Below are 20854 nucleotides of genomic sequence, written 5' to 3' on the forward strand. Positions count from 1 at the left end.
TGGACCCTGTCCCGGCTGACTTAAATCACATCAGCCGGGAAGGCACAGGATCGTCGCCTATATCTGGAGCCCTTCTCCTCCGCTCGGGCTGAGCCAGCCTGGGCGGAAAGGACTCCAGTGATGAGAACGTCCCGTTCATTTGTCTAGTCATAAAGCGCGCGACGTTGCATATTGCCCGCAACGGGGATGGAAATGACCGTACTCTGGTTCCGCGCCGCGCTGCTGCCCTCAGGCTGGTCCGCGCGCGTGCGGGTGGTGATCCGGGATCGATGGATTGCGGCGGTTGAGGTGGGCGCCGCGCCAGCGGCTGGCGATGAAATCCATGGCCTTGGCCTGCCGGGCCTGCCCAATCTGCACAGTCACGCCTTTCAGCGCGCCATGGCCGGGCAGGCGGAGCGCCGGATCGCGGCGCAGGACAATTTCTGGAGCTGGCGCACGCACATGTACGCGCTCGCCCAGACCCTTGACCCTCCGGCCCTGGAGGCCATCGCCGCCTTGGCCTTTGCCGAGATGTTGGAGGGGGGTTTCGTGCGGGTGGGCGAATTCCACTATGTCCATCATGATCGCGACGGGACGCCTTACGAGGATCCCGCCGAGATGGCGGCAAGCCTGGCCGCCGCCGCGGCGACCACTGGGATCGGGCTGACCTTGCTGCCGGTCTTCTATGCAAACGCGGGCTTTGGCGGCCTTCCTCCGAGCTCCGATCAGCGCCGTTTCGTCCACGACACAGACGGCTACGCCCGCCTGCTGGAGGCCTCCGAACGCACGCTGGCGAACCTCGAGGACGGGCGCCTCGGCATGGCGCCTCACAGCCTGCGGGCGGTCACGCCGGATGCGCTCGACCGGCTGATGGCGCTGCGATCGGACGGCCCCATCCACATCCACATCGCCGAACAGACCATGGAAGTGGATGGCTGTATCGCCTGGTCGGGCCAGCGTCCCGTCGCCTGGTTGATGGAGAACCAGCGGGTCGATGCAAGGTGGTGCCTCGTCCACGCCACCCATGTGGATGCCGCCGAACTCGCCCAGATCTCGGCCTGCGGAGCCGTGGTCGGGCTTTGTCCCATGACCGAAGCGAACCTTGGAGACGGCGTCTTTCCGGCCGACGAGCTTCTGGCGCGCGCCGGCCGGTTCGGGATCGGATCGGATTCGAACGTCCTGATCGACGCCGCCCAGGAACTCAGGCTTCTCGAATACGGCCAGCGCTTGGCGCGGCGCGAGCGAAATGTGCTGGACGCCGCGCGGGGGGTCGGAACAGCCGATCACATCTACGCCCAGGCCTGTGCGGGCGGGGCGCAAGCCCTCGGCGCGCCGCTCGACAGGATCGAGGCGGGGGCGGCTGCGACCCTGATCAGCCTGGACGATCGCGACCCGTCGATGGTCGGGTGGACGCCTGACGAGATCCTTGCGCGCTGGGTGTTCGCGTCGCGCAAGCCGATCGTGGATTGCGTCTGGCGCCGCGGTCGCAAAGTCGTCTCGGGGGGGCGCCACCACGAACGCGAGGCGATCATCGCGCGCTACCGAGACACCCTCGCCCGGCTGCGCGAATAGCCGAGGGGCCTACGTCCGCGCGGCGCCTGGTTTTGCCACAAAAAGCTTTGCCACTGGCCATTTTACGGGCGACCAGCGCCCGGCCACGGGCCGGACTCAAATACACTTGACGGCGCACGGAGCCAGGAATCTTATTTGACTATACAAAATCTGAAGCGACAGAGGGGGTCTTCCATGTTCACGAAATCGAGTTGTTCCGTGCTGGCGCTCACCGTGGCGGCGTTCGTCGGCGCCGGGGCCTCGGCCGCGGCCGAGGCGGCGCCCGGTTCTTCAAAGGACTCAGTTTCCGAAGTGGTGGTCACGGGAGAGCATGTCCGGTCCCTGGAGCAGTTTACGCCGACCGGAAGCCGGTTGAACCTGTCGGCGAAGGAGACGCCCGCCACGCTCGATGTGATCAACAGCGCCACCATCACCACGCGGGGATTTCTGTTCGTCGAGGACGCCGCCAACAGCATGCCCGGCGTGACCTCCGGCGGCACGCCGGGCGACCTGGAGGACTTCCACATCCGCGGCTTTTCGGACACCCAGGTCACCGTCTTGCACAATGGGATCTATGTCGGCCCGTCGGACATGGTGAACCGGCCGCAGAACGCCTTCAATGTCGAAAGCGTGGAGATCCTGAAGGGTCCGGCCTCGGTCCTGTACGGCCAGGGCGCGATCGGCGGCGCGATTAATGTGGTCAACAAGGCGCCAAGCTTTGGCGCGGCGAGCTACAACATCTATGGGGCCGTCGGCAGTTTCGGAACGACGGCCGTCGGCGTCGGAGGCTCGATGCCGCTCTCCGACACGCTGGCGATCCGCGTGGACGTCAGCCGCACCTCGACCGACGGGTTCGTCGACCGCACGCGCGGCGACTCCACGGACGCGACCCTGTCGCTGCTGTGGAAGCCGACGGCGGACCTCGATGTGCAGTTCTCGATCGACGTGCTCGGCGACCACCCGTCCGGCTACTGGGGCACCCCGATCGTCCCGCAGGCCTTCGCCACCGCCCCGCTCAAGGGCGTGATCTCGACGACGACCGGCGACACGATCGATTCCCGGCTCAGATTTAAGAACTACAATGTCTCAGATGCGTACATTAAGTCGAACCAATATTGGCCACAGCTATTTGTGAAATGGCGTCCAATCGACGAAATCACCTTCGAGAACTATCTCTACTATTACTATGCCAAGCGGCGCTGGCTAGATGCCGAGTCCTACTCGTTCGATCCTACGACCAATCTGATCGGACGCGACCGGTTCTTCGTTTTTCACGACCAGAAGCTTTACGGCGACCAAGCCAGCGTGAGCCTGAAGTACCCGGTGTTCGGGATGAAGAACCAGCTGGTGGTCGGCGTCGACTACAGCCATCTGGATTTCAAGCGCAGCCGCGGCTTCCCCGATGGCGACAGCGTCGATCCGTTCCACCCGAACCCCGGCCTATTCGGACCGGTCGCGCCACGCGTCGCCCCGACAAAATGGGACGACACGGCGGTGTTCTTCGAGGACATTCTGAACATCACCGACCAACTCAAGCTCGTGACCGGCAGCCGATACGACTACCTCTCGCTGGACCGGAAGAACTTCAACGTCGACGGCTCCTTCAACGCCGGATCCAGTTTCTCCAGGGTCTATGAACCGGTCACCTATCGCGTGGGGCTGGTCTACGACATCAATCCCTACATCACCCCCTACCTGTCCTACACGACCGGCCAGGATCCTGTGGGCTCCAACATCTTCACAGTGAATGCCAGCGAGAATTTCTCGCTCGGCAAGTCGCGGCAGTACGAGGCCGGCGTGAAGGCGAACGCGCCGGGTAACCGGGCCTCCATGACCTTCGCGGTGTATGACATCAAGCGTAGCAATGTGCTGCAGGCGATCAGTCCCGACGTCTCCGTCCCTATTGGAAGCGAAGGGTCAAAGGGGTTCGAGGCGACGGGCGATGTGAAGGTCAGCGACCAGTTCACCGTCAACGCCAACGTGGCCTACACCGACGCCAAGTACGACAAGTTCACCTACGTCGACGCCAGCAACAACGTCATCGACGCCTCGGGCAAGCGGATCCCGAACTCGCCGAAATGGCTCTCCAACGTCTGGGCGAGCTACAACCAGGTCGCCGGCCTGCCGCTGGAACTTGGCGGGGGGGTGCGCTACGTCGGCGCCCGCGCCGGCGATACGGCCAACAAGCTCACGCTGGACGCCTATACGACGGTCAATGTCTATGCGACCTACAACATCACGCCCGGTGTGGCCGTGTCGTTCCGCGTCGACAACCTGTTCGACAAGGCGTTCGCTCAGGCGGCGGATGTGTTCTATCCCACGCAGGTGCAACTCGGCCGTCCCCGGTACTTCCAGGTCGACATTTCCGCGCGCTTCTAGCCCCGAGACCCAAGTCGCAGGCAATCATGAAAGCCTTGGTGTGGTTTCACAGGTGGGTCGGCATCGTCCTATGCCTGATGTTCGCCACCTGGTTTGCCACGGGCGCTGTCATGGTGTTCGTGGCGTTCCCCTCCCTGTCGCCGGCGGCGCGGGCCGCGGCAAGTCAGCGCGTCGATCTCGCCCGCGTGAACCTCGACCCCGCCCAGGCCGCCGCGGCGTTCAGCGGCGCGTCGGAGCTTCAGCTCGTGAGCGTGGACGGGACCCCCGCCTACCTGGCCAAGGGCGCCTCCGGGACGTTCCAGGCAATCTCCGCCGAAACCGGACGGGCGCTGGCCCCGATTTCCGCCCGCGCGGCAGCTGACATAGCGGCCCGGTTCGCCGGCGTTCCGGCCGACCATGTGGACGGCCCTTTCGACTACGATCAATGGATCGTCCACCAGCAATTCGACCCGTTGCGGCCCTTCTTCAAGGTGCGCCTCTCAGACCGAGAGCATACCGATCTCTACGTCTCGGCGCGCACCGGTCAGGTGGCGCAGCGCACCCTGGGGTTCGAGCGCGGCTGGAACTGGTTTGGCTCTGTCGTTCACTGGGTCTATTTCGTCCCGATCCGCAAGACCTTCGCGCTTTGGGACTGGAGCGTCTGGGCGATGTCTCTGGTCGGCCTGACAACCACCGTCGCAGGTCTTTGGCTCGGCGTTTCGCGCACCAGAACCAAGCTGCGGAGCCGGCGTCCAGATGTGTCGCCGTTTCGGGGCTTGCTTCGATGGCATCACATCTTGGGCCTGAGCGCGGGCGTCTTCGTCCTGTGCTGGATTACCAGCGGATGGCTGTCCATGGACCATGGCCGGCTGTTCTCCGAGGGTGTTCCTGCACAAGCTGTCGCCGCGGCCTATCGGGGCGGAACCGGCGACCGCCCGGCGGCGGGGTTCAGTGTCGCCGACCTACGAAGGCTTGGGCCCACGTCCTCGGTCGAGTTTCTGCGCGTTTCCGGCCATGAGGTCGCCGCCGCGACAAGCCCGCAGGGTCCGCGCGTTCTGGTCAAGGGACCGCGGGGCGTGACGCTTCACGACCACATTCCACAGAGCTTGGTCCTTACGGCCGCACGCGCGGCCTGGCCGGGACAAGTCAGCTCCGCCTTGACGGCGGTGCCCGTCGACAGCGCCTACGCAAAGGCCGAATCGCTTCCCGTCGGCGCCTTGATGCTGAAGCTCGATGGCGCACATCCCGCCCGCCTCTATGTCGACGGCGTGACCGGCAAGATCCTGGTGGTCATGGACCGCAGTCGCGAGACATACGCCTGGGTCTATTACATGCTGCACACTTACAACTATCCCGGCCTTGCGAGTCGGCCGGCGCTTCGAATAACCATTCTTCTCGTACCGTTGACCCTGGGCTTGGGGTTTGCCGTGACCGGTGTGCTGGTCGGTGTGCGACGGCTGCGGGCCAGGTTGCCGGCGGCGGCGGCCGTGGTGGCGCCAAGGAGCACGACATGAAGGATCAGCTGTTCCTGCTGAAACCCGGATTCCACAACGCGGGCTTGGGTCCTCTCTACTGCGGCGACTCGGTTTCAATCGAGGGGCTGCTGAGCTTCTGCCCGGACCTGCGGACCCTGGTGGACGTGCACTACCTGGATTTCCAGCGCCCGCGCTCGCCCCTCGTCAGCTGGCTGGGGAAGGATCATCAGTCGGTTCCCGTGATCATCCTGGCGGACGCGACCCGGGTCGACGATCCCGGCGTTGCGCCGCGGCAGGCTCAGGGCCGACGCTACATCGCCGACGAAAAGCTTATCCGGCGCTATCTATCGAGCCAATATGATCTGCCCCAGGCGGGTTGACGCCTTCAACGCTGGGGCTCGAACCGACCGACAAGCCTGTGTTCGGCGCCGGGGTGCCACAACCGCGCCAAGGTCACCGGCACGTCGCCGTTCCAGGTCCGGCGCTCGACCACCAGGCAGGCTGACCCCAGGCGAACCTCGAGCGCCGCGGCTTCCAGCGGCCCCGCCTCGCACGCGGAGATCGTGTGTTCGGCCTCGGTCCATGGCACGTGGGCCAGGAGCCACGGACCCGGCGCGACCTGTGCCAGAGGTTCGCAGGTGATGCCGGGCGCGGCATCGACGTTGACCAGGCGCTCCTCCATCTGAACCGGCCGTCCGTTCGAGAGGTGAACGCAGCGAAGCCAAAGAAGCTGGGTGGATCGGGTGACATTCAGCAGCGCCCGCTTTTCCGGATCGTCCCTTACGAACTCACATTCCAGCAGCCGGTAGCCATATTCCGCGCCGGATCGCGCCACGACGTCGGCGGTGTTCCAGATTTCGAACACCGGGCGCTCCTGCGCGCGTTCGGAAACGATCGTCCCGACCTTGCGCCGGCGCTGTAGCAGACCCTCGGCGGCCAGGCTCTGAATAGCCTTGTTGACCGTCATCCGCGAGGTCTGGAAGTGCGCCTTGAGATCCATTTCCGCCGGGATCCGCGTGCCCGGCCGCCAGTCGCCGTTCAAGATCGGTTGCGAGAGCGCGCGGCGGATCTGCAGCCAGATCGGGCCGCTGCCGTCCAGGCGCAGAGGTTCCAGACTGACGCTGTCCTTCCGGTTGGCGGAGAGCATGGTCCTGTCGAGATGGCTCGCGGCGGTTGCGCGCGCGTCAGAGGGCTCCTGGTCGCTGCGCGGTGCAACCGGTTTTGGAATGACGATCGCGAGCGGGATGGCGCGGCCCCGGCTAGCGGCGGACATCGAACAGCGTGGTGGCGTAGAAGGATTCGTAGTCGGCGGACCCATCTGTGAGCGGGCCCATGTGCACCAGATAGGCGTACCAGCGTCCCCGGTTCGAAATCCGGAAGGCCGCGATCCCACGACGATCCGTGCGCAGGCTCAGTTTGTTGATCGGCTCGCCCTTCGCGTCGTGCCCGAACCCCTCGTAGCCGCCGAGCACCAGTTGCCCCGCCAGGGGCGCGCCGTGGAAGAGCACTTCCAGCCTGGCGGTGTCACCGACCCGCAGCGTGGCCGGATTTCGGATCATCCGAATCTGCATGGGGTAGTCCAGCGGACGCCTGTAGTCGCCGGTCAGATTGCCGCCGACCTGGAGATAGGAGATGGCGTGCTTGGAATAGCGCTCCGTCACCTTGTCCGATCGAATCTCGGGCGTCGCGATCTCGATGTGTTCTTCTTTGATATAGTCCAGGAATTCAGCCTTCGACATTTCGAAGTTCTTGGGCTTCGTCGATACCCCAAGAAGGTAGGTGGCAGGGGTCGAGGCGTCGATTGTCAGCACCGAAGCCGGGCCGCTGACCCGCCAGTTCGACGGTCCAAGGGCTTCGGGTTCGCCGGCGCGGGCGACCGTGACATTGGCGACGTCCCGCCAGTCGATGCTGCTGATACTCTTGTCGATATCGCCGTTGCTGACCTGGATTTCGAGGGCGCCATGAACACCCTGCTTGGGCGGCTTCAGCAGCAGTTCGTGAGCGCTGCCGGGCAGGGCCACGAGCAGCGCGACGACGGTTGGCGCAATTGCGCAAGAACGAGATCGCGTCATCGGGAATCCCAGGCCGAGACCGGCAGAACATCGCACCGGAACGCTTATGTCTAGCCAAAATGGCGAGCACGCCCGGGCACACCCTTCCTGGCGCGGATATGAGAGCTTTGGGTCCGAGCCAGGGTGACGCGGGCGCTGGGAGCGCCCCGCCGCGCCGGCCTGCTCGAGCCGGGCATCCTGCGCCCGGATCTGCGCCGATCATAACCCGCGGCCAACGGTCGTCGCCGCAGCTGGCCGCGGACGCCAGGTATTGGACGCGATCCCTGGAGCCCTTCCCACTCAGGTCGGAGCAACTGTCCGTGGAGGAGGGCTCCAGACAACGGCGAAGACCCTGTCCTATCCCGGCTGACCTGCGTCGAGTCAGCCGGGACAGGGTCCTAGTCCTTCTGAGCCTTCTCGCGCAGGGCCGCACCGAGGATGTCGCCGAGCGAGGCGCCGGAGTCCGACGCGCCGAACTTCTCGATGGCTTCCTTTTCCTCAGCCATTTCCAGAGCTTTGACCGACAGGGACACGCGGCGCGCGGCCTTGTCGACGTTGGCGATCTGGGCGTCCAGGCGATCGCCGACGGCGAAGCGTTCCGGGCGCTGGTCGGCGCGGTCGCGGGACAGGTCCGACTTGCGGATAAAGGCGGTCATCGGGGCCTCATCCTCGCCGAACTTCACCTCGATGCCACCCGACGTGATCTCGGTGACAGTCACAGTGACCGTCTGACCCTTGCGGAAGGTGTCGCCGGTCATCGGGTCGCCGGCCAGCTGCTTGATGCCGAGCGAGATGCGTTCCTTCTCGACGTCGACGTCGAGCACCTTGGCCTTGACCATATCGCCCTTGCTGTACTTGGCGATGGCTTCCTCGCCGGACACCGCCCAGTCGAGGTCGGAAAGGTGGACCATGCCGTCGATCTCGTTGTCGAGACCGATGAACAGGCCGAACTCCGTGGCGTTCTTGACTTCGCCTTCCACGGTCGAACCGACCGGATGGGCCGCCACGAAGGCGTCCCAGGGATTGGCCATGGCCTGCTTGAGGCCAAGCGAGACCCGACGCTTTGACGGATCCACGTCGAGAACCACGACATCGACTTCCTGGCTGGTGGAGACGATCTTGCCCGGATGGACGTTCTTCTTGGTCCAGGACATCTCGGAGACGTGCACCAGCCCCTCGACGCCGGCTTCCAGCTCCACAAAGGCGCCGTAGTCCGTGATGTTGGTGATCCGGCCGGTGAACTTCGCGCCCACCGGATACTTGGCCTCCACGCCGTCCCAGGGGTCGGACTGCAGCTGCTTCATGCCGAGCGAGATGCGCTGTGTGTCGGGGTTGATCTTGACGATCTGCACCTTGACCGTGTCGCCCACCGCCAGCACCTGGCTGGGGTGATTGACGCGCTTCCAGCTCATGTCGGTGACGTGCAGCAGGCCGTCGATGCCGCCCAGGTCCACGAACGCGCCGTAGTCTGTGATGTTCTTGACCACGCCCTCGCGGACTTCGCCTTCCTGCAGCTGAGAAACCAGCTCGGTGCGTTGTTCGGCGCGGGCTTCCTCGAGGATCGCGCGACGGGAAACCACGATGTTCCCCCGGGGTCGATCCATTTTCAGGATCGCGAAGGGCTGTTCCTTGCCCATCAGCGGGCCGACGTCGCGGACCGGGCGGATATCGACTTGCGAACCGGGCAGGAAGGCCGAGGCGCCGCCGAGATCGACGGTGAAGCCGCCCTTCACGCGGCCGACGATGGCGCCCATCACCGGCTCGTTGCGCTCGTAGACGGCTTCCAGGCGCGTCCAGGCTTCCTCGCGGCGAGCCTTGTCGCGGCTCAGCACCGCTTCGCCCATGGCGTTTTCGACGCGTTCCAGGAACACCTCGACAGTGTCGCCGACCTTGATCGGATCCTTGCCCTCTTCGTCGCCGAATTCCTTCAGCGAGACGCGGCCCTCGGTCTTGAGGCCCACGTCGATGATGGCGATGTCCTTCTCGATCGCCACGACCACGCCCTGGACGACCTGGCCCTCCATGAAGTCGCGGCCGCCAAGGGACTCGTCGAGGAGCGCGGAGAAGTCGTCGCGCGTGGGGTTCATGCTCATATCGTCAGCCATGGAATCTCTTGTCTTTCGAATGACTTGAGGGTCCGCGCGCCCACAGGCGCCGGACGGAATCCCCCACGTCGGGTTAAGGGTTGAACCGAACACGCGGGGGAATACCCCCACGCTTAAGTGACTCTGCCCGCAGCTGCCGAGGGCAATGCGCGTTGGGATTGCTAGCTGGAGGTGTTCCAGCGGGCTCGCGCGGCCTCAACGATGCGGCGGGCCGCATCGGCGGCCTGCTCTATAGTCATTTCGGAGGTGTCCAGCAAGACGGCGTCGTCGGCGCGCCGCATGGGGGCTTCATCGCGGCCGCCATCGCGCGCGTCGCGCGTGCGGATGTCGGCCAGCACGTCGTCGTAGGTCACCGCCTCACCCTGGGCGGCGAGCTGCGACCAGCGCCGTCGCGCGCGGACCGGGGGCGTCGCGGTGACGAACAGCTTGGCCGCGGCGTCCGGGGCGATCACCGTGCCGATGTCGCGCCCGTCGAGCACCGCCCCGCCCGCCTGGCCGGCGAAGCCGCGCTGGAACGCCAGCAAGGCGTCGCGGACGCTGGCGTGCACGGCGACGCGGCTGGCGAGTTCGCCGGCGGCGCGGGTGCGAAGCGCCGGATCCTGCAGCTGCTCGGCGGTGAGCCGCGCCGCGGTCGCCCCGGCGAGACCCGCGTCGTCCGGGTCCTGGCCGCGGCCCTGCATCAGCACGCCCACGGCGCGGTAGAGCAGCCCGGTGTCGAGCACCGGCAACCGATAGTGCGCGCCGAGGCCGACGGCGATCGTCCCCTTGCCGGAGGCGGCCGGCCCGTCGACCGCGATCACGAAGCCGCCGCTCATCGCCCCCCGCCTCAATCTTCGATCTCGCCGCCGAGGCCGCGCATCAGGGGCAGGAAGCCGGGGAAGCTGGTGGCAATCATGCCCGGCTCATCGACGGCCACGGGCGCATCGGAGCCGAGGCCGAGGATCAGGTGGCTCATGGCGATGCGGTGGTCGCCGTGGGTGGCGACCCGCGCCCCGCCGCTGACGCCATGATTTGCCCGGCCCCTGACGCCCATGATCGTCAGGCTGTCCGCACCTTCCTCGACCCCCACGCCACAGGCGGCGAGGCCGGCGGCCATCAGGGCGATGCGGTCGCTTTCCTTGACCCGCATCTCGCCGATCCCGCGCATGACGGTGGGACCCCGGGCGAAGGCCGCGGCCACCGCCAGGATCGGATATTCGTCGATCATCGAGGGCGCGCGCTCGGGCGGCGTCTCGACACCGGTCAGCTGGGAGTACCGGGCGGTGACGTCGGCGATGGTCTCGCCGCCCGCCTCGCGCAGGTTGGTCACCGAAAGGTCGGCGCCCATCTCGCCCAGCGTGTCCAAAAGGCCGATGCGCAAGGGGTTGAGCAGCATGCCCTCGACCGTCACCACCGATCCGGGGGTGATCAGCGCCGCCACCAGCGGGAAGGCGGCCGAGGACGGATCGCCCGGCACCCGCACCTCGGTCCCGGTCAGCGTTTGGCCGCCCGCAAGCACGATGCGGCGTCCGGCCCCCTCGTCGGTCACCTCCACCCGCGCGCCGAACGCCCGCAGCATCCGCTCGGTGTGGTCGCGGGTGGCCTCCGGCTCAATGACCTCGACGCCGCCGTCGGCCCGCAGCCCGGCCAGCAGCACGGCGGACTTCACCTGGGCCGAGGGCTCCGGCAGGCGATAGGCGATGCGCCGCAGGTTTCCGCCCGCAAGCGTCAGCGGCAGGCGCCCGCCGGCCCGGCAGATCCAGCTCGCGCCCATCTCGCCCAGGGGTTTCAGCACCCGGTTCATCGGCCGGCCGCGCAGGGAGGCGTCGCCGGTGAAGGTGGCGGAAAGCGCGAACCCGGCCGCCGCCCCCATGATCAGCCGCACCCCGGTGCCGGCGTTGCCGCAGTCGATGACCTCCGTCGGCTCCGCCAGCGCGCCACGGCCCTCGATCCGCCAGCGGCCCTCGCCCAGGCGCTCAACGCCCGCGCCGAAGGCGGCCATGGCCGCGGCGGTGGCCTTGACGTCGTCGCCCTCGAGCAGGCCCTCGACGTCGGTCACCCCATGGGCCAGCGCGCCCAGGATGAGCGCGCGGTGCGAAATGGATTTGTCCCCCGGCGCGCGGACGGTCCCGATCAGCGGGCCGGCGCGGCTTGCCCGCATCTGGGCGCCCATCTGAGCCGCCGTCATCTGTCTGGAACGAGCCTCCGCAAGGCTGGCGGGTTCAGGAGGGGGGGTTTGCTTTTGACAGTCGGCCCCTCGCGTGGCAAGTGAGCCCGCCTTCGGGCGCCGCCCCAAAATTCTTAAGGATCATCGCCTTTGGCCAATCCCGAGCTGGGCTCAAAGCAAGTCTGCCCCAACTGCCAAGCGAAGTTCTACGACCTCACCAAGCGCCCGGCCCACTGCCCCAAATGCGCCAACGAGTTCGATCCTGACGAGGCGGTGCGCAACCGCCGCGTCCGCGCCCGCGCCATCACGCCCGAGCCGGAGGAAGAGCGCGAAGACCAGGTCAAGGCCGACGCCGAATCCGAGGAGGAGGACGACGTCGTCACCCCCGAGCTCGACGAGGTGATCGACGACCCGGTGCTGGCCGCCGACGATGACGACGAGGCCGAACCGGCCCCCGCCGTCTCCGAGGATCTGGGCGAGTTCACCGACGAGGAAGAGGTGGAGGACGACGCCGACGTGCCGTTCCTGGAGGACGACGACGAGGACGAATTCGACGAAACCGAGATCGAGGGCCTGCCCGAAGAGGGCGATGTCGACGACCGCTGACCCTCGGTGGTTTGCGGCCAGCCGCGAAAAACCCCAAATGGCGGGTTGATCGCGGGCGCCGGTTTGAATAGGTTCCGCGCCTTCCCGGCCGACCGATCGGTTTTCCGGGAAACTCAGAGAGCGTTTGAGACTCTGGGGCTTTAGCTCAGCTGGTAGAGCGATTGCATGGCATGCAATAGGTCAGCGGTTCGACTCCGCTAAGCTCCACCATGAAGGCCCGCCGGTAACCCGGCGGGCCTTCGCCTTTTCCGGGACCCTGTCTTGGGAACCCGCATTTGGGGAACCCGCATTTGGGGAACCCGCATTTGGGGAACCTGCATTTGGGGAACCCGCATTTGGGGAACCCGCATTTGGGGAACCCGCATTTGGCATGCTGACGTGGCCTCGATGAAACCGGAACGCTCCATCTTTGACGCGGTCGATGATGCGACTGGCGAGGCCGCCATGATCGAGGGCGAGGCGGGCGTCGCCGCGGTCCGGACCTGCTGACCGACCTCCGAAACATGGACGACAGCCTGGCCTGGCAACCTAGCGCCAGCCGGCCTGTTTGAGCGCGGCCGCATGGCTGCGGCTGACCGGGACCATCAGGCCTGAGGAGAGGCGCGCTTCGCCGCGCCCGCGACGCCAGCGGACGGCGTCCAGCGCCGGAGCCGCCACCCACCAGGACCGGTGGGTGCGGAAGCCCGGGGTCGCGGCCAGTTCCGCCAGGGCGTCTGCGAAGCGCAGCGTGATCAGGTCCTCGCCGGCGTCGGTGTGGACCCGCAGGTAGTGGTCCTCGGCCTGGACCGCGAGCAGAACGGCCTCGCGGCGCCGCGCCGACAGGCGCTGGCGAAAGGCTGCCGCGGTGTCGGGTTCGCCCGCGGGAACCTCGACAATCGTCACCTTGGAGTCGCGCCAGGCCAGCTGGCGCAGCGCCATCACGGCGATGCACACCACCAGCACCTGAAAGGCGAGCCCCGGGAGGGCGGGGAGCGGCGTCCCGACCCCGAACATCAGATGCGCCACGAGCTGGACCAGGCCGGTGACGGCGGGGGTCATCAGCAGGCTGTCCACCGCCAGGCGCCGCCAGAACCCAGCAAGCCGGCGGCCGAGCAGCTCGTCGATCGCAACGCCGAACACCCCGCCGCCGAGGATCAGGCTCAGCCAGTAGACGAACCGTTCCCCCATCGGGTTGGCGCCGGATCCGAACGGCCCCAGCAGCGCCATGAACACGCCCACCGCCGTCAGCAGCGCCATCTCGGCGGCTACGCGGCGAAGCAGGACGGGCACGACAGCTCTGGCCATTGCGGCTCCCGGGAGGCTCCAAGGGATTCGTCGACACTCTGCCATGATCCGTTCGCGCAGAAACTGCGCCGTTCGCGGGTTGGGGGTGGCGCGCTTCGAAACCGCCTGCGACCTCGGGGTGTCGCCAGGGGAATTTCGAGATGACCAGCAGGATATCGACCGGACTGTGGGCGTTACTCGCCGCCTTCAGCCTGTTCATCGGCGCCGGGTCGCTGCGCTATCTGCTGCCGCAGATTCCCGCCATCCCGCCCGACGTGGCAAAGAACCTGATGCGCCATCCCTGGCTGGTGCTGCATGCGGGCCTGGCGTCGGTGGCGTTAATCCTCGGGCCGATCCAGTTCGTACCGAAACTGCGGGCCGCGCGGCCACGGCTGCACCGCGCGCTGGGCCGGGTCTATGTGTTCGCCTGCCTCGCCGCCGGCGGCGCGGGCCTGCTGCTGGCCTGGGGCACGAGCGCCGGCCCGGTGGCGCAGCTGGGTTTCGGGACGCTGGCCATCGCCTGGATCGTGTGCACCGCCCAGGCGCTGCGCCTGGCCATGGCGCGCCGCATCGTCGAGCACCGGCGCTGGATGATCCGCTCCTTCGCCATGACCTTCGCGGCGGTGACCTTGCGCCTCTACCTGCCGATCGCCCCGATCCTCGGCTACCCCTTCGTCGAGGGCTATCGGATCGTCTCGTGGATGGCCTGGGTCCCGAACCTGATCGTCGCGGAGCTCTACCTGCGCCGCGCCGGTTTTCGGAAACCCACGACCGCGCGGGCCTGAGGCCCGCGGTCGTCCTGAGCCGGAGCCGCGCGCGGTCGCCGCGCGAGACGTTGCGCTCGGGCGTCAACACGTCGAAAACACTTATGAGGCCCGGATTTGGATTCATGAGCGGGATTTAAGCGACGTGAGCGAACCTGAAGTCATCCCGCTCCGCAGCGCGCCACAGGTCGATCCGACGCCGCGGCCGGGATTCATGCGCCGCTGGCGCTGGCCTCTGATCGTTGGCGGGCCGCTGCTGGTCCTGGGAACGGTAGCCTATTTCGTACTGACGTCCGGCCGCGTCCAGGCCACCGACAACGCTTATGTGCAGATCGCCAAGGCGCCCGTCTCGGCCTCGATCGGCGGACGGGTGACCGAGATCTATGTCCACGAGAACCAGCGGGTTACGAAGGGGCAGGTGCTGTTCCGGCTCGACCCGCGGGACTATCAGGCCAGCGCCGAGGCCGCCGCCGCCCAGGTCGCCGACGCCAGCCTGCGGCTGAGCGCCCTGCGCGCCGCCTATCGGCAGCAGCAGGCGTCCGTGCAGGCGGCCCGCGAAACGGTCGCCTACGCCGCCCGCGAAGCCGCTCGCGAGCGCCAGCTCGCCGACGCTGGCGTCGCCTCGCAGGCGCAACTGGACGAAGCCCTCACGCCGCCCAGCAGGCCCGCGCCCAGCTGTCGGTGGCCGAGCAGCAGGCCGCCCAGGCGTTGGCCAGTCTGGGCGGCGATCCAAACCTGCGTCCCGGCGGCGCGCCGGCCGTGATGCAGGCCCAGGCCCAGCTGGAGCGGGCCCGGCTCAACATCGCCTACGCCACGGTGGTCGCCCCTGCTGACGGCGTCGTCACCCGCGTCGAGCAGATGCCGGTGGGAACCTACCTCAACGCCTCGCAGACGGCGTTCTGGCTGCTGTCGGGCCGACCGTGGATTGAGGCGAATTTCAAGGAAGACCAGCTGGCGCACATGAAAGTCGGCCAGCCGGTCTCGATCCGGATCGACGCCGACCCGGACGCGAAGATCACCGGCAAGGTGGCGAGCTTCTCGCCCGGCACCGGCCAGGCGTTCTCCGCCCTGCCGGCCCAGAACGCCACGGGCAACTGGGTCAAGGTCGTCCAGCGCCTGCCGGTCCGTATCGACTTCGACCGGCCGCCGCCCGGCATGGCCGCGCGCGCTGGCCTTTCGGCAAGTGTGAAGGTCGACGTGCGCGCGCACGGCGGCGCGGGTTAGGCGCGTTCGCGGCATGGTCACAGACCGCCAAGACGTCCGGCCGATGCCCGTCATCGCCTGCCGATCCCGGCTTCGCGGCCTCCGAGTCGCCGCCTGGGCGTTGATGCTGGGCGGCTGTGCGACGGTCGGTCCGGACTTCAAGCCTCCCCAAGGCCCCGCGGGCGCGGCGGCGGTCGGTTATGCCATGGCTGGCGACCCCCAGGCGCCGGACCTGCGGCTGACGGCGCAAGCCCGCGTCCCCGGGCCGTGGTGGCAGGCGTTCGGCTCGCCACAGCTGGACGGCGCGATCCGCCAAGCCCTGGCGGACAGCCCGACGCTGGCCGAGGCGCGCGCGACGTTGGACAGGGCCCGGGCGCAGGCGCGGGCCGTGCGCGGCGCCGAGCTGATCCAGGCCGACGCCAAGGCCGACGCTCAGCGCGAACGGATCAACACCCAGGCGTTCGGCTTCACCGGCTTTCCCAGCCCGACGATCAACCTGTTCTCGGTGGGCGGGACGGTGAGCTATGACCTCGATCCGTTCGGGCGGCGCAAACGCGCGACCGAGCGTGGGCAGGCGGAGGCGCAGGCCGCCGCGCGGCGCGCCGACGCGGCCTATCTGTCCCTGACCGGGGAGGTCGCGCTGCAGGCGATGCGGATCGCGAGCCTGCGGGCGCAGATCGCCGCCGTGCGCGAGATCGTCGCCAGCGATCGAGCCCTGATCGCCATGATCCAGGCCGCCGAGGCGATCGGCGGGCGACCGCGGTCGGCGCTGTCCGGAGGGGTGGCTCAGCTGGCCGAGGACGAGGCCCTGTTGGCGCCGCTGCAACGCGGGCTCGACGCCGCACGCCACCGGATGGCGCTCCTGGCTGGCAAATCGCCCGCCGAGTGGACCGCGCCCGATTTCGACCTTGCCGCGCTGACCGCGCCGGCGGCGATGCCGCTGAGCCTTCCGTCGGTCCTCGTGCGACAACGCCCCGACATCCTGGCCGCCGAGGCCGATCTGCATGCCGCGACCGCTGCGGTGGGGGTGGCGATCGCCGACCAGTATCCGGACATCCGGCTCTCGGCGTCGCTGACCCAGGGCGCGATCAGGCCAGAGACGTTGTTCGGCTATTCGGCGAGCGGCTGGACCCTGATGGCCGGGGCTGCCGCACCGCTGTTCGACGGGGGGACGCTGAAGGCCCGGCGCGCGGCGGCGGAAGGCGAGGCTCGGGCGGCCATGGCGCGCTATCGGCAGACCGTGCTGTCCGCTTTCGTCCAGGTGGCCGACGTGCTGTCGAACCTGGGCAGCGACCAGCTTGCCGTCGACTTCCTGACCAAGGTCAACGCCGCTGCCGAAGCTGGCGCGCACGACGCCCAGACCGCATATCGCCTGGGCGGCGGCGCGCGGCTCGATGTCGTACAGGGGCAGCGCACGCTGAGCCGCGCCAAGCGGGCGCTCGTCGAAGCGCAGGGCCGACGGATGAGCGACCTGGTCGAACTCTACGCCGCCACCGCCGCCGATTGGCGCCCGGCGCCGGCGCCTAGGTCCTGACGCCCGATCCCGCGCTGGCCTCGGCGGCCAGGCGCCCGGACAGCTCGGCCATGTGATCGAAGTCGGCTTCAAAGGCGCCCAGGCCCTGGGTCAGGCCGCGCAGTTCGGCGATCAGGCCCAGTCGTTCGGATTGCGGCAGATAGGCCTCAATCCGCTCCCAGCCGCGCCAGTCCTCGCGCGGCGCCAGACCCAGGATCTGGCCGCGCCGGGCGGTGAGCGCGGAGGTGACGTTCGAGGCGCTGGGCGACGGCGAATAGACCGTCAGCTTTTCGATCGGCTCCAGCAGGATCGCGCCGCAACCGGGCAGGCCCTCGTCCATCGCCAGTCGCCCGGCCAGGCGGAAGGCCATCTCCGATGAATCGACGCTGTGGGTCTGGCCCTCGACCAGGATCACTTCCAGGTCGGTGACCGGAAAACCGAGTTGCCCTTTCTCCAGCCCGTCGCGGACGCCCTGCTCGACGGCCGGGATCCAGTGCTTGGGCACCGAGCCACCGACCACCCTCTGGCTGAACACGAAGCCGGAACCGCGGGGCAGCGGCCGGATCTCCACCGTCACGTCGGCGAACTGGCCATGGCCGCCCGACTGCTTCTTGTGCCGTGACCGCTGGGTCGCGGCCCGCTGGATGGTCTCGCGATAGGGGGTCTTTGGCTGCTCGGTGTCGATTTCCACCCCGAAGCGCCGCTTCAGCCGCTCCAGCGCCAGGCGGACGTGGCCCTCGCCCTGGCCCGCCAGGATCATCTGGTGGGCCTCGGGATCGTGGGTGAGGCGCAGGCCGGGATCCTCATCGATCAGTTTGCCCAGCGCGGCCGACAGGCGCACATCGTCCTTGCGGTTGGTCGCCGACAGCGCCACGGCGAACAGCGGACGGCGCGCTCCGGCCGCCGCGCGAACCGCCTGAGGCTGGCTTGTGGTCGACAGAATCTGGCCGGCGCGGGCCGCCTCGACCTTGCCGATCGCGATGACGGCTCCGATTGAGGCCGACGCCAGCTTCCTCAGCACGCCACCCTGCACCGCCGAGAGCCCGCCGGCGCGGCAGCGCTCGGCGTCCGGCAAGACGAACTCCGCCCCGTCCGCCAGGGGTTTGCCGAACACGCGGGCGTAGGCGAGCTTGCCCGACTGGCCGGCGTAGGCGGCCTTCAGCACATAGGCGCCGGTCTCGATCCCCAGGCGTTCCGCCGCGCGCTCCGGCGGCGGGGTCTCATGCCGCAACGCCTTCAGCAGCCGGCGCACGCCAAAGCCGTTCTGCGCCGAGCCGAAGAACACCGGCACGATCAGCCCTTCGTTCATCTCCCGCACCAGGTCGGCGAACACCGCGTCGCGGCTGGGGGTCACGTCCGACAGCAACTGCTCCAGCAGGTCGTCATCGAAATCGGCCATCTGTTCCAGCATGTGAAACCGCGCTTGGGCCTCGGCGTCGCGCAGGTCGCCGGGGATTTCCACCTGGGTCGAGGGCTCGTTGGCCCGGTAGACAAAGGCGCGCTCCAGCGCCAGGTCGATGAAGCCGTTGACCTTTTCGCCCTCCCAGGTCGGAATCTGGCGAGCGACCAGCGGCGCGGCGCTGACCGTGGCCAGGGCGGCGAGCAGGTCCGACAAGGCGCCGCGGGCCAGGTCCATCTTGTTGATGAACAGCGCGTGTGGAAGGCCCAGCCGTTCCAGCTCGCGCAGCGTCGGCTGTAACAGGCCCGCCTTGGCGGCGTCGGGCTCGGCCACCACCACCGCCAGATCGACCGCCGGCAAGGCGGCGTCAAGATCCGCGCAGAATTCCAGGGACCCGGGACAGTCCACCACGCAATAGCGGTCACCCATGAACTCGAAGCCCGCCAGGTTCAGCTCAACCGAGTGGCCGCGGGCGCGGGCCTCGGGACTGGAGTCGCCGACCTTGTCGCCGCCGACGCGGCGATCCACCGCGCCTGTGACCTGCAAAAGGGCTTCCATCAGGGTGGTCTTGCCGCTGCTTGTGGGGCCCACGAGCGCCAGCACGCGCACGGACCCCGCGGATTGGCCTCCTGCCGGAGTAGGCCCCACTGCCTGGATAGGCATGTCGTTCTCCCATCACCTTGGGCGCCAGGGACGCCCTTGCCGGGAAGACGCGCGCATCCATGGCGCGGGTTTGGGGCGGTCGCGGACCGTTGCAGGGGCTCGCGCCGCCCTGACCCTGGCAGCTAAGCCGGTTTTTTCAGCAGGGTCTGCTCACGAACCCGTGGGCGCGCAATCAATGAGCTCGCGCTTTGATCCAGCATGTGAACGTCGGACCGGAAAGCTACACTTTCGGCTACGGCCTTTGGGATCTCGGCCTCCTGGCCGACAACTTCGACGTCGCCTTCAACATCTTCGGCGCGACCGGCAAGCTGAGCGACACCTACCACCTCATCGGCAAGAAGGGCGACGCTCGTTTCCAGCCGCTGTTCACTTCCGATGTCGAGGGCGCGCCGGTGGCGTTTATCGATGGGGGCGCGTCGATCACCGAGACCGGCCTCTATCAGACGGTGTTCGATTTCAACACCACGGCGGGTGACCACTACACCCTGCAGTTCCGCTCCGACGCCGGCGGCGCCGTTCCCGAGCCGGCGACCTGGACGATGATGATCGGCGGCCTCGGCCTGGTCGGCGCCATGGCGCGCCGCCGCAAAGCCGCCCGGCTGCAGACCGCCTGAGCCTCAAGGCGACAGACGCGCGAAGGGCTCGCCCGAGAGGGCGGGCCTTTTCCATAGGTGATCGACGGCGCGCCGGAGCGGTCAGAGCCCCGCCATCTTCACCGCATGCTCCACGGCTGGATAGGTGTCGGCGGCCTTGATCAGCAGGCCCAGGCCCGAGATCCCCAGCAGGATGAAGGTCACCCGCCGGAAGTTCACGTCGGACAGCGAGTTGTAAAGCCGCACCCCCAGCAGGGTGCAGGGCAGCACCACGGGAATGGTGATCGCCAGCAGCAGCCAATAGGTCCGTCCGAAGGTCTCCGGCCGCTGCAGCGCCAGGAGCACGATCGACAGCACCTGCAGGCCGAAGATGTAGGGCTGCACGATCGCCCGGGCCTCGCGCTTGGGGACATGGCGCAGACCGTTCCACACCACCACGGCGGCGCCCGGAAAGGCGGTGAACCCGCCGATGACGCCCCCTGACATCCCTACCAGCGACGAGGCGATCCAGCCCCCGTGCACGGCCGCGCGCGCGCCATGCGGCCGCAGCAGGGAATAGCCGGCGTAGATCACCAGGAAGGCGCCGAACACCAGCATCAGGTCGGCGGTCGGCAGGGATCCGAGGATCGCCAGCCCCACCGGCACGCCCACCAGTCCGCCCAGCAGATAGGGCGCCGGCCCATCGGGCCACCAATGGCGGATCGGCTGCATGTCGGCTTTCAGCTGGCCCAGCGACATGATCTGGTTGGCCGCTGACAGGGTCATCAGCAGCGGCACCCCGAGCTTCGGCGGCAACAGGATCAGGCAGAACGCGCCAATGGCGGAAAAGCCGAACCCCGAAAGGCCGCTCATCAGCGCCGAGGCGGCGAGGATCGCCACCAGAAGCGCGATCGTCAGCGGTGTAAGCCCAGCCACCAACACTCAGAACACCTCGCGAAAAATACGGACCGATCCGACACCACCTCGGACTTGGTGGCCCCATTCAAGCGGCGCTTGTCGCCGGGGACGGCCTCGCCCCAGTCCACGATCCCAGGGTGCCCGAACGCCAGGACCCCACAGGTCTTACCCTGTGGCCGGGCCGGGTGAGGCGTGAGCCCGCCGGGCCAGGCGGAAATGGGCATATCGGCGCCGTCGCCGCTCAATTTTTGCTCAGTCCGCCCGCCCGGCGCCTGTCCGGAGGCAGGC

19 protein-coding genes and 1 tRNA gene are annotated in these 20854 nt (G+C 68.0%); 11 read left to right on the forward strand and 9 right to left on the reverse strand.

Annotated features, from left to right (window positions below; genetic code table 11):
* The first annotated feature begins 192 nt into the window (after positions 1-192).
* The 4 genes from RMN86_RS09690 to RMN86_RS09705 all read left to right on the forward strand — a co-directional run bounded on the left by RMN86_RS09690 (position 193) and on the right by RMN86_RS09705 (position 5743).
* Entirely contained in the window at positions 193-1551 is a 1359-nt protein-coding gene (locus RMN86_RS09690) for a formimidoylglutamate deiminase (protein ID WP_309605637.1), read from the forward strand.
* Between the two features lie 174 nt (positions 1552-1725).
* Complete coding sequence (locus RMN86_RS09695; protein WP_309605638.1) at positions 1726-3909, forward strand: TonB-dependent receptor; 2184 nt, start codon at positions 1726-1728, stop codon at positions 3907-3909.
* Between the two features lie 26 nt (positions 3910-3935).
* Positions 3936-5402 (forward strand): PepSY domain-containing protein, encoded by a 1467-nt coding sequence (locus RMN86_RS09700; RefSeq protein ID WP_309605639.1) that lies wholly within the window; start codon positions 3936-3938, stop codon positions 5400-5402.
* A complete protein-coding gene (locus RMN86_RS09705) occupies positions 5399-5743 on the forward strand; it encodes a DUF3088 family protein (protein ID WP_309605640.1) in 345 nt (114 codons plus the stop codon). The genes RMN86_RS09700 and RMN86_RS09705 overlap by 4 nt, the downstream gene beginning before the upstream one ends.
* A gap of 5 nt (positions 5744-5748) precedes the next feature.
* On the opposite strand, the gene RMN86_RS09710 is transcribed toward RMN86_RS09705, so the two are convergent.
* The 5 genes from RMN86_RS09710 to aroA all read right to left on the reverse strand — a co-directional run bounded on the left by RMN86_RS09710 (position 5749) and on the right by aroA (position 11671).
* Entirely contained in the window at positions 5749-6510 is a 762-nt protein-coding gene (locus RMN86_RS09710; protein WP_309605641.1) for a UTRA domain-containing protein, read from the reverse strand.
* A gap of 112 nt (positions 6511-6622) precedes the next feature.
* Positions 6623-7435, reverse strand: a complete 813-nt coding sequence (locus tag RMN86_RS09715) for a DUF4198 domain-containing protein (protein ID WP_309605642.1) — start codon at positions 7433-7435, stop codon at positions 6623-6625.
* A 377-nt stretch (positions 7436-7812) separates the two neighbouring features.
* On the reverse strand, positions 7813-9519 hold the full coding sequence (gene rpsA / locus RMN86_RS09720; RefSeq protein ID WP_309605643.1) for a 30S ribosomal protein S1: 1707 nt from the start codon (positions 9517-9519) through the stop codon (positions 7813-7815).
* A gap of 161 nt (positions 9520-9680) precedes the next feature.
* Positions 9681-10334, reverse strand: coding sequence for a (d)CMP kinase (gene cmk / locus RMN86_RS09725; RefSeq protein ID WP_309605644.1), 654 nt, complete (start codon positions 10332-10334; stop codon positions 9681-9683).
* 11 nt (positions 10335-10345) lie between these two features.
* Entirely contained in the window at positions 10346-11671 is a 1326-nt protein-coding gene (aroA, locus tag RMN86_RS09730; protein ID WP_405041341.1) for a 3-phosphoshikimate 1-carboxyvinyltransferase, read from the reverse strand.
* A 144-nt stretch (positions 11672-11815) separates the two neighbouring features.
* Here aroA and RMN86_RS09735 point away from each other — a divergent pair, with 144 nt between their 5' ends.
* On the forward strand, positions 11816-12271 hold the full coding sequence (locus tag RMN86_RS09735; protein WP_309605646.1) for a TIGR02300 family protein: 456 nt from the start codon (positions 11816-11818) through the stop codon (positions 12269-12271).
* A gap of 134 nt (positions 12272-12405) precedes the next feature.
* A tRNA-Ala gene (locus tag RMN86_RS09740) sits at positions 12406-12481 on the forward strand.
* Here the strand turns inward: RMN86_RS09740 and RMN86_RS18155 are convergent.
* Positions 12452-12643 (reverse strand): hypothetical protein, encoded by a 192-nt coding sequence (locus RMN86_RS18155; protein ID WP_405041338.1) that lies wholly within the window; start codon positions 12641-12643, stop codon positions 12452-12454. The genes RMN86_RS09740 and RMN86_RS18155 overlap by 30 nt on opposite strands.
* A gap of 156 nt (positions 12644-12799) precedes the next feature.
* Entirely contained in the window at positions 12800-13555 is a 756-nt protein-coding gene (locus RMN86_RS09745) for a LytTR family DNA-binding domain-containing protein (protein ID WP_309605647.1), read from the reverse strand.
* A 140-nt stretch (positions 13556-13695) separates the two neighbouring features.
* Here RMN86_RS09745 and RMN86_RS09750 point away from each other — a divergent pair, with 140 nt between their 5' ends.
* The 4 genes from RMN86_RS09750 (at position 13696) to RMN86_RS09765 (ending at position 17035) form a co-directional block, all read left to right on the forward strand.
* A complete protein-coding gene (locus RMN86_RS09750; RefSeq protein ID WP_309605648.1) occupies positions 13696-14319 on the forward strand; it encodes a DUF2306 domain-containing protein in 624 nt (207 codons plus the stop codon).
* A gap of 124 nt (positions 14320-14443) precedes the next feature.
* Positions 14444-15061 (forward strand): biotin/lipoyl-binding protein, encoded by a 618-nt coding sequence (locus RMN86_RS09755; protein ID WP_309605649.1) that lies wholly within the window; start codon positions 14444-14446, stop codon positions 15059-15061.
* Positions 15061-15522: an HlyD family secretion protein gene (locus RMN86_RS09760; protein WP_309605669.1), complete on the forward strand. Its 462-nt coding sequence runs from the start codon at positions 15061-15063 to the stop codon at positions 15520-15522. The genes RMN86_RS09755 and RMN86_RS09760 overlap by 1 nt, the downstream gene beginning before the upstream one ends.
* 43 nt (positions 15523-15565) lie before the next feature.
* Positions 15566-17035, forward strand: coding sequence for an efflux transporter outer membrane subunit (locus RMN86_RS09765; protein ID WP_309605650.1), 1470 nt, complete (start codon positions 15566-15568; stop codon positions 17033-17035).
* Here the strand turns inward: RMN86_RS09765 and RMN86_RS09770 are convergent.
* The gene (locus RMN86_RS09770) at positions 17025-19016 is read right to left on the reverse strand and encodes an elongation factor G (RefSeq protein ID WP_309605651.1); all 1992 of its coding nucleotides are present in this window, start codon (positions 19014-19016) and stop codon (positions 17025-17027) included. The genes RMN86_RS09765 and RMN86_RS09770 overlap by 11 nt on opposite strands.
* A 248-nt stretch (positions 19017-19264) precedes the next feature.
* Between RMN86_RS09770 and RMN86_RS09775 the strand changes: the two genes are divergently transcribed.
* A complete protein-coding gene (locus tag RMN86_RS09775) occupies positions 19265-19690 on the forward strand; it encodes a PEPxxWA-CTERM sorting domain-containing protein (protein ID WP_309605652.1) in 426 nt (141 codons plus the stop codon).
* Between the two features lie 81 nt (positions 19691-19771).
* Here RMN86_RS09775 and RMN86_RS09780 read toward each other — a convergent pair whose 3' ends face one another.
* A complete protein-coding gene (locus RMN86_RS09780) occupies positions 19772-20584 on the reverse strand; it encodes a sulfite exporter TauE/SafE family protein (protein WP_309605653.1) in 813 nt (270 codons plus the stop codon).
* Positions 20585-20854: the final 270 nt, after the last annotated feature.

Origin of the sequence: Phenylobacterium sp., assembly GCF_031360265.1 — a bacterium.
GTDB lineage: Bacteria > Pseudomonadota > Alphaproteobacteria > Caulobacterales > Caulobacteraceae > Phenylobacterium.